Below are 13,194 nucleotides of genomic sequence, written 5' to 3' on the forward strand. Positions count from 1 at the left end.
GCGTGAAATCAATGAAGCAAAAAGGAAACGATGAATGATGGTCCGGTTTGTTCCCTGGATTCTGCGACTGCTGATATTGGTTCCGCTGATCGCGACGTCCGCCGTCGCGGACGACGATGGTCCGCAGGCACGTCCGCTCTACAACCGTGACCAGTGGCTGCCGAAATCTGTGTCGACCTCGGACGAGGTACTGCGTATCCCACAACCGGCCGAGCATAACGCGCCCAAAGGATCGTTCGTGCTGGTGGGTGGCCGGCTCTTCGATGGCACGGGCGCGCCGGCGCGCCCGGCGTCGATCGTGGTCCAGGGCAAGACGATCACCGCGGTGCTGAAGCCCGGCGAAACCAACTGGCCGGCGGATGCAGTCGTTCATGACATCGCCGGCAAGACTGTGATGCCCGGCCTCATCGATCTGCACACGCATCTGACCTTTCTCGATGTCAATGACATGAGCGTCTATACAAATGCAAACGCCAGCGGCGCGGAATCCGTGATGCGCGGATTGCGCCGCATGGCCATCCATTTGCAATCGGGCGTCACCAGCGTGCGCGACGTGGCGTCTCATGGCGATGCGCCGTTCGTACTGAAGAGATTGCAGGCATCGGGCGAAATCCAAGGGCCGCGCATCTTCACGGCCGGCCAGCTGATCACTCAAAGCGGCGGGCATGGGGCGTTGCACGCGATCACCAGCGGCTATCCCGAAGTCGCCAACGGCAATCCGAATGCCATGGTCCGGATCGCCTCCGGTCCCGATCAGTGGCGCGAAGCGGTGCGGATCCAGTTCGCCAAGGGAGCGGACGTGATCAAGCTGGCGAGCGAATACACGCAGGAGGAGATTACCGCCGCGGTCGACGAGGCGCATTCGCTGGGGTTGCCGGTGACCGTCGATGCGGAAACACAATATATCGACATGGCGATCAAGGCGGGCGCCGACTCGATCGAGCACCCGCTGCCGCGCAGTGATAAGGCCGTCGCGCTGATGGCCAAGCGCGGCGTCGCTTCGGTGCCCACGCTGGTCACCTATCGCATCATTCAGCGGAACAGCGGCGGCTATTACGGCTCCACCTCGCGCCGCTTCGAGCTCAACGAAGACACGATCGTTGCGATGGCGCAGAAGATGCGTAAGGCGGGGGTGAAGATGGGCATCGGCCTCGATCTCATCGTCCAGTATCCCGAATTCATGCCCGGCGCCTATATCAACGAGCTGGAATCCTTCAACCAGATTGGCTTCACCAAGGCGGAGGCATTGGTGGCCGCGACCAAGACCAGCGCCGAGATCATGCACATGGGCGATCGGCTCGGCACCATCGAGGTCGGCAAGCTGGCCGACATCATCGTGGTGGACGGCAATCCCGACGAGGATTTCAACGCGCTGCGCAAAGTTCGCACCGCCTTCGTCAACGGCCGGTTGATGCTTCAAGAAGGCCGCATCTACAAGCCGGCTCACGAGGAAGTGCCGCTGCCGGCACGGAAGTGACGCCTGATGTTGCGAGCTTTGACTTTAGCAATCGTCGCTGTCGGGCTGGCATCCGCCTGCTCGAAGCAGCAATCGCCATCCACACAATCGACTGACGCGGGTTGGCTCACGGGCGGCCACGATGCCGCGCAGACCTATCATTCCCCGCTGAAACAGATCGACGAGAGTAATGCCGGGCGACTCGGCTTCGCCTGGGATTACGATCTGGCGACCACGCACGGTCAGGAGTCGACGCCGGTCGTCGTCGACGGCGTGATGTATGCCAGTGCGCCTTGGGGATTCGTGCATGCTGTCGATGCGCGCACGGGTCAGCGACGCTGGGTGTTCGATCCCAAGGTCGACAATGCCATTACCAGCAAAGTCTGTTGCGGCATCGTCAGTCGCGGCCTCGCGTTCTCCGAAGGCCGTGTGTTCACGGCATCCATCGATGGCCAACTGTCGGCGCTCGACGCCAAAGACGGCAAAGCGCTCTGGCGGGTCGACACTATCGTCGATCACGAGCGCGGTTACACCGTCACCGGCTCGCCGTACGTCGCCGACGACGTGGTCGTCATCGGTAACTCGGGCGGCGAACTGGATGCGCGTGGTTACGTGAGTGCGTATCGAGTCGACTCTGGCGCGTTGGCATGGCGCTTCTTCACTGTACCCGGTAGCGCGCAAGGTCCGTTCGAACATCCCGAGCTGGAGCAAGCGGCGAAGACCTGGGATCCCAACTCGCGTTGGGAGGTCGGCCTGGGCGGCACCGTTTGGGACGGCATGGCCTACGATCCCAAGCTGGATCTCCTGTATGTCGGGGTAGGCAACTCCGCGTTGTATCCGCGCAAGCTGCGTAGTCCGAGTGGCGGCGACAATCTGTATGTTTCCTCGATTCTCGCCATCAATCCGAAAACGGGTCGGCTCGTGTGGCATTACCAGACCACGCCTGGCGATCAGTGGGACTACACAGCCACGCAGAAGATGATCCTCGCCGATCTGAAGATTGGCGACCGGACGCGCCAGGTTCTCATGCAGGCGCCGAAGAATGGATTCTTCTACGTGATCGATCGCGCAACCGGTGAGTTGCTGTCCGCGAAGCCGTATGTCCCCGTGAACTGGGCGTCTGGCGTCGATGAGAAAACCGGACGACCCATCGAAACGGAGCAGGGCGATTACAGCAAGGGACCGAAGCTGGTGTTTCCTGCGCCATCGGGCGGACACAACTGGCACCCGATGGCCTTCAATCCTGACACGGGGTTGGTCTACATCCCGGCGTTGGAAGCGAGCGCGGTGTTCTGGGTTCCGGATGCGCCTTACGTATACGCCAAAGGCGGCATCAACATCGGCGCGATCTACGCATTCCCAGCGCAGCAGGCGGGCGATTGGGGCTTGGAGTCCGAGCACACGAAACATCTGCCGCCGCTCTCCGAGCTCGCGAAAGGTCAACCCGATACGACGATTCGTGGGTTCCTGCGCGCGTGGGATCCGGTTGCGAACAAAGTCGCGTGGGAAGTCGACACGTCGGGCCAGTGGGCCGGCCAGATGAATGCGATCTGGAATGGCGGCGGCGCGATGACCACGTCGGGCAATCTCGTGTTTCAGGGCCGATCCACCGGCGCGCTGCATATCTATCGCGCCACCGACGGTCATCCCATCGCGGCGATCGACATCGGCACGAGCATCATGGCCGCGCCGATGACGTACGAGTTGGATGGTGTGCAGTACGTGGCCGTCATGGCCGGCTTCGGTGGTGCATTGGGCGGTGTGCATCCTGTCGGTACGGCTGCGCAGAGATATGGCAACGCCGGCCGCATCGTCACATTCAAGCTCGACGGTGGCGCCGTGCCCAAGCCGGCTGAATTGCGTCGGGAGACTTCAGTGCGGCGTCCCGCTGTCGAGCGCTTCGGCTCGTCGGCCGACATCGAAGCAGGCAACGCCCTGTTGAAGCGCAACTGTGCTCGTTGCCACGCCAACGAAGGGCCGGGCGCGATTCCCGATTTGCGTTGGATGAGCGCGGAGACTCACCAGCAGTTCGAAGACGTCGTCTTGAAGGGCGTGCGTGCAGCGAAGGGCATGGGCTCGTTCGCTGGTTTGATCACGCCCGCGGAAGCTCAGCAAATTCGCGCCGCCGTCGTCGATTCGGCATGGCGCGCCTACGAAGCTGCGCAGAACACCCACAAATCGGCGCCTCACGTGCCGGAGTCCAGTCCCGAGGTCAACCAGTGAACACTCGCTCCCAGTTTGCGGCAGCGGCCACCGCCGCGGTCATCGCCAGCACATTCCCGTTGCATTCCCGGGCACAGGAGGGCGCCGGCGCTTTGGAAGAAATCGTCGTGACCGCGCAGAAGCGCGAACAAAAATTGCAAGACGTGCCGATGGCGCTCACCGCCGTCTCCGGCGCGCAGCTCGAACAACAAGGCATCACGCAGTTCCAGGACCTCTTGCGTAGCGTGCCCGGCGTTTCGTTCGCCGGTGTCGAGCCTGGCCAGAGCCGGTACGCGATTCGCGGCGTCAGCACCGAGGCGTCGAGCCCCACGGTGGGCGTGTATCTCGACGACATCTCGCTGGTGTCCATCTCCACCGGCTTCGCCGGCGCCATCGATCCGGCGTTCTTCGATATGGAGCGCGTCGAAGTGCTGAAAGGCCCGCAAGGCACGCTGTATGGCGGCAGCGCCATGGGCGGCGCCATTAAATATGTGAGCCGTCAGGCGGAGATCGACGAGACCTCGTTCTCGACCGCGGCCGGCCTGGCAAGCACCCGCAGTGGCGACCTGACTTATGAGGCCGAAGGCGTCGCGAACATCCCGCTCGTGGCGAAAAAGCTCGCCTTGCGTGGCGGTGTTTCCTATCGTAGGACCGGCGGCTACGTCGACAATGTGCCCAACGCTCAGACGGAAGTGTGGACACGCAGCACCACAATGCCACCCGCGCCGATCGAGCCGACACGTTACTCCACGCTCAGTACGCTCGATCGCGACGATATCAACGAGCGCGATCTGCTCGCGATGCGACTGTCGGCCAAGTACACGCCGACCGATACGCTTACTATCGTGCCGGCGGCGTACTATCAACAGAGCGACAAAGATTCCCCCGACTCTTTCTTTACCAATCTGCCGGAGTTCGCGACATCCGATCGCGTAGCGTCGCCGACCAAAGATGACGTCGGTGTCTACAGCCTGACGATCACCAATGACTTCGGCGGCGCGACCTTGACCTCGATTAGCGCGTACGTGGATCGCGAGATCGACATGGACAACGATTACTCGTTGTTCATCGGCTTCCTGGTTCCGGATTTCCTGCCGCTCAACTCTTACAACAGCTCCGATACCGTGACCGAGACGTTCACACAGGAGTTGCGCTTGTCCGGCGACGCGTTCAGCGGCCGGCTGCAGTGGGTCGGCGGTGTGTTCTACGGCGATCAGGAGGACCGTCTGCTGCAGACGGTCACCACCGTCGGCTCCGGCTTGCCGTCCGGCGTGGGCGTCGATATCGCTTACTTTGGCGATCAACGCACCGATAGCACACAGTTCGCCGCTTTCGGCGAGCTGACGTACGAAATCGTGCCGACCCTGGATCTGACGCTGGGCTTGCGCTACTTCGAGGCCGAGCAGACTGTGAACGGCCTCTTCGATGGCCTGTTCAACGGCGGCCCGAGCGCCGTCGACAACATGAAGAGCAAGGAAGACGGCTTCACTCCGAAAGTGGGGCTGACGTGGCGCGCGACCGAGGACAACATGCTCTACACGACCGCGAGCAAGGGCTTCCGCCAGGGCGGACCGAACCGGTTCAACACCAACAGCCCGCTATGCGAGCCGGACTTCGAGCGCCTCGGCATCGATCGCGTGCCCGCCAGCTTCGACCCCGATACATTGTGGACGTACGAGGTCGGCAGCAAGAATCAGATTCTCAACCGTAGCGCGATCGTGAATGCCGCCGTCTACTACACGGACTGGAGCAAGATTCAGCAGCAGGTGGGCCTGCCGACGTGCGGCTTCCAATTCGTCGGCAACGTCGGCGCCGCCGAGATCAAAGGCGCCGAGCTTGCCATCGAAGCGGCGGTTACAGATCACTTGACGCTGGGCGGCACCGCGAGCTACACCGACGCCGAGATCACGGAATCCTCGCCGGGAGTGTCGGCGCAAGTGGGGCAGTCCGTGCTCGACACGCCGGAGTGGATGGGCAACGTCTACGGCGACTACAAATTCCAGTTGAGCGCCACGATGGATGCGACCTTGCGCGCCGAATATCAATACCGCGACTCGAGCCTGCGTCAGTTCGATACGACCATGCTCGTGACGTATCCGGATGGGAGCTCGGCTAACGTCGCCAACATGGCCCAGGTCCAGGATTCCTACGACATCGTGAATATGAATTTCACCGTGTTCCGGGGCGACTGGCAGTACCGGCTGTATGTCAACAATCTGCTGGATGAGACACCGTATCTGGATTTCGGTCGTGCCGGTGGCGCATCGACGGCGACAACGCTGCGGCCGCGGACGATTGGGGTCGGAGCGAGGGTGAACTTCTAAATGCGTATTTCGAAGGCATTGTTGATTGGCGCGTCCCTGCTGGCGTCTGCAAGCGCGGGCGTGGCGGTTTCGGCGAACAGGCCGGCACCGGTTGCGGTCGCGCCAGCGGCGCAGGACGCCGAGACCAAGCGCATCAACGCGTGGTTCGATAAGAAATATGAGGAACAGCTCGATCTGAGTCCGATGGAGCGAGCCTATGCAGGGGACAAGAAGGACTATGACAAGATCGACGACATGTCCGAAGCGGCGGGAGATCGTGCGCTCGAATGGCAGCGCCAGTCGGTCGAGGAGCTGAAGGCGAAGTTCGACCGGGCGAAGCTGCCGCCGGACGCGCAGCTTTCCTACGATCTGTGGATCTATCGGTATGAAGATGCCGCGTCGCTCGCGAAGTTCAAGCGCAACGTCTATGTCTTCGACCAGCTGTACGGGCCGCACACTCGGATCCCGCAGTTCCTGATGCAGATCCACCGCGTGGACGAGCCGGCCGACATGGACGCCTATATCGCTCGCATCGGCGGCATTGCGCGAGCGCAGCTTCAGCTTCTCGACATCGCCAAGCTGAATGCGGCCGCAGGCTCGCGTGTGCCGCGCTTCTCCTATGAAACGATGATCCCGCAGGCGCGCGCGCTCATTACCGGCGCGCCGTTTGCTGGCGAAGGCAACAGTGCGGTGTGGACTGACGTCCAGAATAAAGTGGACGGGTTGGTCAATGCGGGCAAGATCGATTCCGCCAAAGCCGATGCGTACAAGGCCGCGGCGCGCAAGGTGCTGCTCGAGCAGTGGCAGCCGGCCTACGATCAACTCATCGCCTGGTTCGAGTCCGAACTGCCGAAGGCCGATACGGTCGCGACCGGCGTTGGCAAGAATCCGAATGGCAAAGCCTTCTATGAAGCGGTGCTCGCCAGCTCGACCACGACCCAGCTGACGGCGGAGCAGGTGCACCGGATCGGCCTCGACGAGGTCGCGCGCATCAAGGGCGAGATGGAGCAGATCAAACAAAAGGTCGGCTTCAAGGGCTCGCTGCAGGAATTCTTCAAATTCGTTCGAGAGGACGACCGCTTCTACTATCCGAACACGGACCAAGGACGGCAAGCCTATATCGACGCCGCCACGGCGCACATCGCATTCATGAAGCAGCAGTTGCCCAAATATTTCGGCATCCTGCCCAAGGCCGACGTTGTCGTTAAACGCGTGGAAGCGTATCGGGAGGTCGCGGGCGCGCCTCAGCACTACTACTTTTCCACACCGGACGGGTCGCGGCCGGGTGTGTTTTACGCACATCTCCTGGATATGCGGGCAATGCCGATCCCGCAGCTGGAGGTGATCGCCTATCACGAGGCGTTGCCAGGGCATCACATGAACTTCGCGATCGCACGCGAGCTGACCGACATCCCGAACTTCCGCAAATATCTGTACCTCAATGCCTATCAGGAAGGTTGGGGCCTCTACACCGAAAAGCTGGCGAAGGAGATGGGCGCGTACCAGGACCCATACTCCGACTTCGGCCGCCTCACGACCGAGATCTGGCGCGCGATCCGTCTGGTGATCGACACCGGGCTGCACTCGAAGGGATGGACCGAGGAGCAGTCCGTCGAATATTTCCTCGCGAATTCACCAGCCGCCGAAGGTCAGATCCGCGCCGAAGTGCGGCGTTACATCATCATGCCGGGACAGGCAACCGGTTATAAGATCGGCATGATCAAGATGGAGGAACTGCGCAAGCGGGCGGAGGATCGACTGGGCAGCAAGTTCGACATCCGCGGCTTCCATGACACGATCATCGGCCGCGCTCAGATGCCGCTCGACCTGCTCGACCGGCGCATCGACCGGTGGATCGCAGAGCAAATGGCCCGCTGAGCGGCAGGAGATAAAAATGGCCGACCTCGATCGGAACAAGACAAACGTAATTGCCTTCTACGAGTTGATGTTCAACGATTGTCGGCCGCGTGAAGCCATCGAGCGTTACGTGGGCGCCGAGTACATCCAGCACAATCCGCACGTCCCGACTGGCAAGGCCGGCTTCATCGATTATTTCGAACGCATGGCGCGCGAGTGGCCCGGCAAGCAGGCGATCGTCAAGCGAGCCGTGGCGGAGGGCGACGTTGTCGTCCTCCACTGCTTCCAGCATTGGCCCGGCGATCACGACTATGCCGGCATCGACATCTTTCGGCTCGATGAGGATGGCAGGATTGTGGAGCATTGGGATGTTCTGCAGGTCCTCCCTGAGGAAGCGGCCAATCCGAACGGGATGTTTTGAGTTTGTTTAGGATTGGCCCACCGATCTACGGTGAGGATAGGACACGCCCTCGCTTGTATTGGAAATGTCGTGGCAACGTCACGACGCGCCAATGGCCTTGCTCACGGTCGAACCGTCGAACGGTGATCGAGTCACCGGCGGCGCGCGTATGAAGCTCCCAATCGGTGCTCTCGAAGCCGCAGTCGTGATGCGCTGCCGGTGTCTCCACCGGCAGCCGATTGCGCGTTTCGCGTCGAACCATACTCCAGGTCACGCCGCCGTCGTCAGATGCGAGCGTTTCTATCTCCTCCCGGGTGTCGTCGATCGACGTAGATTCGCCCTCATAGGCGAGCTCGATCTCACCATTCAGCGCGCTTGTGAAGGTCATGCTCAGAGGAAAACCGTCTGGTACAGCGTGGCCTTGCGATCGTTGGACTTCAGTGAGCTGACGCCAGGTTTTTCCTCCATCCGTGGAACCGAAAAGCAGCATGGTGCCGGGTCCTTCGACGCTCCACAGCGCCAGCGCCCAACCGTGCTGATGGTCCGAGAAGGCGACATGGGTCAACTCGCTGCCGAGTACGGGGGACATCACCTCATGCCAACTCTTGCCACCATCGACGGTCCGCAGCAGAAACGAGCGGATCGTGCCGGCGGCAACGCCTACGCCTCCGAAAAGAAACGCGACGTCTCTATCGATCGCGCACAATCCGCTCACGTTTAGATCGACTCCGTTTTCGTCCGCCTGTTCGGACATCCAGCCAATGCCATCAAGATCGAAGTTGTCGGTCAGGAACTCTATGGCGGGTGCCGAGGACTCGGGAGCAGGGCGCTTGCACGCAGCCGAGGTCATCGCTAGGAGCGCTATGGCAGCGGCGCAGAAAATCAAAGACTGCCTCTTGCTGGACAAGCGTACTTCCTTGCCTTTGGGCACACAATTGTGCATCCGAAGGTACACGGAAGGCGAGATGCTTCCAACTATTCCGAGTGTACGTGAGGTGATCGAAACGAGGTGCCTAGGGGCAAAAGCCGCACTAGACTCCATTGGAATCCTTGCAAGGAAGCAGCCATCGCGACGAGCGATATACATTCCGCGCGCGTCTTCAAAGAGATCTGTAACGTGACATGCCCAAGGTTCCACAAAAACGCGCCGGGACCCTTCCAGTCGAGCGACATCAAACCGCTGCGCGTCACGTCGGGCAGCGATATACGTTTCCGCTCAACGTGACGTTTGTTTGCTCGACCGAGCTTATTTCACCCAAGGTACCCGTCTGGCCGGCGCGTTGGGTGAGTAGCACGACGAGATTACCGCCAAGGGCCGCAGCCTTGTTTTTGAGATCGTGGCGCGCGCCAGTCTCGAGGTTCTCGTTGGTTGTGAAAGGACCGGTGAATGAATTGCCTTGGTTTGCCGTGATGTCGCCGAGAAATTCGCATTCGGAACCCGGTTCTGTGTTCGTTACCCGGACCATCTCGGCGCCAGGTTGCAGTGGCGTTGCCGCACAACCCGCGAGTGCCACGAATGCAAACAAAGAAACCTTTCTCATGACGTCCTCCTTGTCGACGTTGTGGCGGGATGATCAAGAATAACGGCTTAACACGGAATGAACGCCGCCCAGCAAATATTCGGCCGGTCGAGAGGGCATTCTCGGCCCTGAGCGTCCGCTCACCTGATCATCGCCTAGAAGCGATTGGGTCTATTCCTGCAGTACCCGTGCGGATACTTGTGAGGTGACGCACACCTCGTGTGTCTACCTCGCCTGGCTGAGTGACTAATGGGGGCAATATGGGCAATGCCAGCCGCCGACTCCCGACCGTCGATAGTTGCGAGGATCACTGCGGCGAAGCGCTACACGCTGTTCCTGCGCTTGCGGTCCGAATCCGTGTGAGATAAGACCCGCTGTTCCTGCAACCTCGGTGTTGGCGCGGAGTAGATCCCGGCCAACCCAGTAGACCGCAAGGTCGCTGAAAATATCTTGATATATTCCGAACGAGACAGTTCCGCCGCGAAGGATCGTTTCAATCGCTGATATCGTTGACGTTGCAAGCGCCGAGAGCCGCGAGGCATACTCGGATTGCTGCGCTCCGCGCAGGCGCCAATGTAGCAATGGACACGGAAGGAGACTGCTATGAAACATGCTTTGGAAGACGTAGGAATCGTCGAGGCGGAAACGATGCTCGACGGGGATGATCTGATCGATCTCGGCACAATGTCCAAAGAGACCCGCGGCGACGGGTGGCTGAGGACCGAGGGGATCGACTGCGAGCCGGGCCGCGTCTACTGTCCATAATCCAGGTTCTGAGTCCTTACTATCGTGTGCGGCAGCCTCGGCTGCTGCACACCCCTCTTCGCCGCGTCGGCGCTGTTTGAGCCTTCGTTAGTCAGGGGGCGTCACACAGCCTGCTACCGGCGTTGATCCACAGGAGTGCGACTCGTGCCGGGGCCGGCCTACTTTCTATCCAAGCATGCGTTTGCCTGCTTGAGCGGCGGCAGCATGGTTCTGCTGGATCTCAAAGCGGATCGATACCTGGCGCTCGAAGCGAGCCGCGCGCGTTCGCTTGCTGGCCTGGTGGCCGGCTGGCCCCAGCTTGCAACGGGAGCGCCGTTGCCGACGGCCGAGGCCGGAAATCGAATAGCGGCGGGTATGCTGAAGCGAGGTCTGCTCACGAGCGAGCGTTCGCAGGGCAAGGAGCTGACGCCGCCGCCGGTCGCGGTGCCCGCGGATAGTGCGATCGATACGGCCGACGAAGGCGAGATACCGCTGCGCTTGAAACATTTGCTGTCGTTCGTCGCTGCGGTGACGGCAGCTCGATTCCATCTGCGCTTTCGTTCGATGGAATGGATCGTGGACGACGTTCGCCGTCGGCGGGCAAGGGCCATCCGTCGTGAAGGCGAGCACGAACTCGCTATCCGGCAATGGGCGCGTCTGTTTGATCGCATGCGAGCGTTCACATACAACGCGTACGACGCCTGCCTGTTCGACTCGCTCGCGATGCTCTATTTCCTGTTGCGCGAGGGATTGCAGCCGCAATGGGTGATCGGCGTACGCAGCTCGCCGTCGTTCATGGCGCATTCCTGGATTCAGCACGGCGAGACGCTGCTCAATGACAGCCTCGATCGTGTGTCCGTGTATACGCCCATCATGGCAGCCTAAGGCAGGGAATGCGGCATGTTGCGTTTCATAGCATTGGTTTGCGACGGGTCGGAATCCGCCGCGCAGGCCAGCGGGCGGCTCACCTCGAAGTTGAGCGCCTTGGCCGGTTGGCGCAGTGTCCACATCGGACCGCGCGCGGTGGTTTTTTACAAGAGTGAGCGGGACGACCGAGGTGAGATTCACCTATTGCCCGATCAGAGCGGCGTCATACTCGGTCGGCTTTTCCAGAAGCCGGATGTCACGCACCACGTCGCCCGGCGAGTCGAGCTCGATCAGCAACGAGCTGCTGCCATCGTCGCCTCCGGCGGGCGAGCGCTGATCGATCGTTACTGGGGTCGCTACGTCGCATTTCTGCACGAGCCCGAGTCTCGCAGCACATACGTGCTGCGAGATCCGACCGGTCATTTGCCGTGCTTCCGCTACACCATTCAGGGCGTGAATATTTATTTCTCCAACGCCGATTGTCTCGACCTTGGCTTGCCGAGGTTTTCGATCAACTGGTCGTTCGTTGCGGCGTACCTGTGCAACTGGCGGTTGCAGAATCGCGAGACCGGCCTTGACGAAGTCGCGGAGGTGGCGCCGGGCGAATGCGTGGAACATCACTTTGGCGGCGCCACGCGCTCGCTGCTGTATTGGAATCCCGTGGAGATCAGCCGCTCACAGCCCTTCGAGAGCTTCGACGCCGCGGTCCAGGAGCTGCGAGGTACCACGCGCGCATGTATCTGGGCGTGGGCATCCTGTTACCCGGGCATCGTGCATTCCCTGTCGGGAGGGCTGGATTCCTCGATTGTGCTCAGCTGCTTGCGCACGGCGCCGTCCCAACCGTCGATCACGTGCCTGCACTACTTTCACGATGCGGCGACCGACACGGATGAGCGTAGGTTCGCAAGGGCGGCCGCAAGCCACCTCGATTGCAAGCTCATCGAGCGGCAGCTCGATGCGTCGTCGGTGAAATTGGAGGCACTCTCGGGCGTGGCAAAGTGTCCGCGCCCGGCGGTTTACCAATACTCCGTCCAGCAGGGCAGCTTCGAGAATGAACTGGCCGTGCGGACCGGCGCTTCGGCCGTTTTCAAGGGTATCGGCGGCGATCAGGTTTTCTTTCAGGGGCAGGGCGAGCTGGCTGTGAGTGACTATCTGTACTCACGAGCATTGCTGAGCGCGTGGCGGCTTTCGGGACACGTCGCGCGCGCCGAACGAACATCAGTCTGGTCAGTGCTCAAGTCGGGATGGGCGCGCGGCCTGCTGCGGCGTCCATGCGATCCCCTGGCGCATATGGGGCGTCCTCAGCCGCTGGTGAGGCCTGAAGTCGTCGCCGCCGTGCGTGGGAACGAGCGTTGGATTCACCCATGGCTGCGCTCGATCGACGGTGTTCCTGAAGGCAAACTGCAGCATGTCGGGGCCATGTCCCACCCATTCGCTTACTACGATCCGCTGCAACGCCTGGTCGCGGCCGAACGCGTGCATCCGCTGTTCTCGCAGCCGGTGATGGAGGTCTGCCTGCGTACTCCGACCTATTTCATGGCGGCGGGAGGCAGGGATCGCGCTGTTGCACGCCAGGCGTTCGCGCAAGACTTGCCGAAGAGCATCGTGGCTCGCCGGGGGAAGGCCGGACTGGACTCTTATCTGCATCGGGTGGGGGAACGGAATCTGCAATACATCAAAGCGATGCTGCTGGACGGTCACCTGGTCAAGCAGCAACTTCTTGATCGGCGGCGAGTCGAGGCGGCGTTGACCGCGCCGCGGTCGCGGATGCGCGAAGAGCTTAACGAACTGTTAGTTTATCACTTGAGCACCGAAGCCTGGATCAACAGCTGGTCGGCGGCTTGA

At 61.3% G+C, this 13,194-nt stretch carries 10 protein-coding genes; 8 read left to right on the forward strand and 2 right to left on the reverse strand.

Annotated elements, in window-relative coordinates; translation table 11 throughout:
- Positions 1-34 precede the first annotated feature (34 nt).
- Genes VGD45_RS26250 through VGD45_RS26270 form a run of 5 tightly spaced genes read left to right on the forward strand, consistent with a single transcriptional unit; the run spans position 35 to position 8,239 of the window.
- Positions 35-1,477 (forward strand): amidohydrolase family protein, encoded by a 1,443-nt coding sequence (locus VGD45_RS26250; protein WP_331158341.1) that lies wholly within the window; start codon positions 35-37, stop codon positions 1,475-1,477.
- 6 nt (positions 1,478-1,483) lie between these two features.
- The gene (locus tag VGD45_RS26255; RefSeq protein WP_331158342.1) at positions 1,484-3,679 is read left to right on the forward strand and encodes a PQQ-dependent dehydrogenase, methanol/ethanol family; all 2,196 of its coding nucleotides are present in this window, start codon (positions 1,484-1,486) and stop codon (positions 3,677-3,679) included.
- Positions 3,676-5,982, forward strand: coding sequence for a TonB-dependent receptor (locus tag VGD45_RS26260; RefSeq protein ID WP_331158343.1), 2,307 nt, complete (start codon positions 3,676-3,678; stop codon positions 5,980-5,982). The genes VGD45_RS26255 and VGD45_RS26260 overlap by 4 nt, the downstream gene beginning before the upstream one ends.
- A complete protein-coding gene (locus tag VGD45_RS26265; RefSeq protein ID WP_331158344.1) occupies positions 5,983-7,839 on the forward strand; it encodes a DUF885 domain-containing protein in 1,857 nt (618 codons plus the stop codon).
- 16 nt (positions 7,840-7,855) lie between these two features.
- Positions 7,856-8,239, forward strand: a complete 384-nt coding sequence (locus VGD45_RS26270) for a nuclear transport factor 2 family protein (protein WP_331158345.1) — start codon at positions 7,856-7,858, stop codon at positions 8,237-8,239.
- Between the two features lie 25 nt (positions 8,240-8,264).
- Here the strand turns inward: VGD45_RS26270 and VGD45_RS26275 are convergent, their stop codons facing one another.
- Both VGD45_RS26275 and VGD45_RS26280 read right to left on the reverse strand, forming a co-directional pair.
- Positions 8,265-9,125, reverse strand: a complete 861-nt coding sequence (locus VGD45_RS26275; RefSeq protein ID WP_331158346.1) for a hypothetical protein — start codon at positions 9,123-9,125, stop codon at positions 8,265-8,267.
- A gap of 280 nt (positions 9,126-9,405) precedes the next feature.
- Positions 9,406-9,759 (reverse strand): DUF4156 domain-containing protein, encoded by a 354-nt coding sequence (locus VGD45_RS26280; protein WP_331158347.1) that lies wholly within the window; start codon positions 9,757-9,759, stop codon positions 9,406-9,408.
- A gap of 582 nt (positions 9,760-10,341) precedes the next feature.
- Here VGD45_RS26280 and VGD45_RS26285 point away from each other — a divergent pair.
- The 3 genes from VGD45_RS26285 to VGD45_RS26295 all read left to right on the forward strand — a co-directional run bounded on the left by VGD45_RS26285 (position 10,342) and on the right by VGD45_RS26295 (position 13,194).
- A complete protein-coding gene (locus VGD45_RS26285) occupies positions 10,342-10,503 on the forward strand; it encodes a hypothetical protein (protein WP_331158348.1) in 162 nt (53 codons plus the stop codon).
- Positions 10,504-10,647: 144 nt separating this feature from the next.
- A complete protein-coding gene (locus VGD45_RS26290) occupies positions 10,648-11,367 on the forward strand; it encodes a lasso peptide biosynthesis B2 protein (protein WP_331158349.1) in 720 nt (239 codons plus the stop codon).
- A gap of 15 nt (positions 11,368-11,382) precedes the next feature.
- A complete protein-coding gene (locus VGD45_RS26295) occupies positions 11,383-13,194 on the forward strand; it encodes an asparagine synthase-related protein (protein ID WP_331158350.1) in 1,812 nt (603 codons plus the stop codon).

The sequence above is a fragment of the Steroidobacter sp. genome (genome assembly GCF_036402275.1).
In the GTDB taxonomy this organism is placed as follows: domain Bacteria; phylum Pseudomonadota; class Gammaproteobacteria; order Steroidobacterales; family Steroidobacteraceae; genus Steroidobacter.

Coding starts and splice junctions, on each gene's coding strand:
- VGD45_RS26250 (WP_331158341.1), top strand. CDS start 35: ATGATGGTCCGGTTTGTTCCCTGGATTCTGCGACTGCTGATATTGGTT.
- VGD45_RS26255 (WP_331158342.1), top strand. CDS start 1,484: ATGTTGCGAGCTTTGACTTTAGCAATCGTCGCTGTCGGGCTGGCATCC.
- VGD45_RS26265 (WP_331158344.1), top strand. CDS start 5,983: ATGCGTATTTCGAAGGCATTGTTGATTGGCGCGTCCCTGCTGGCGTCT.
- VGD45_RS26270 (WP_331158345.1), top strand. CDS start 7,856: ATGGCCGACCTCGATCGGAACAAGACAAACGTAATTGCCTTCTACGAG.
- VGD45_RS26280 (WP_331158347.1), bottom strand. CDS start 9,759: ATGAGAAAGGTTTCTTTGTTTGCATTCGTGGCACTCGCGGGTTGTGCG.
- VGD45_RS26285 (WP_331158348.1), top strand. CDS start 10,342: ATGAAACATGCTTTGGAAGACGTAGGAATCGTCGAGGCGGAAACGATG.
- VGD45_RS26295 (WP_331158350.1), top strand. CDS start 11,383: ATGTTGCGTTTCATAGCATTGGTTTGCGACGGGTCGGAATCCGCCGCG.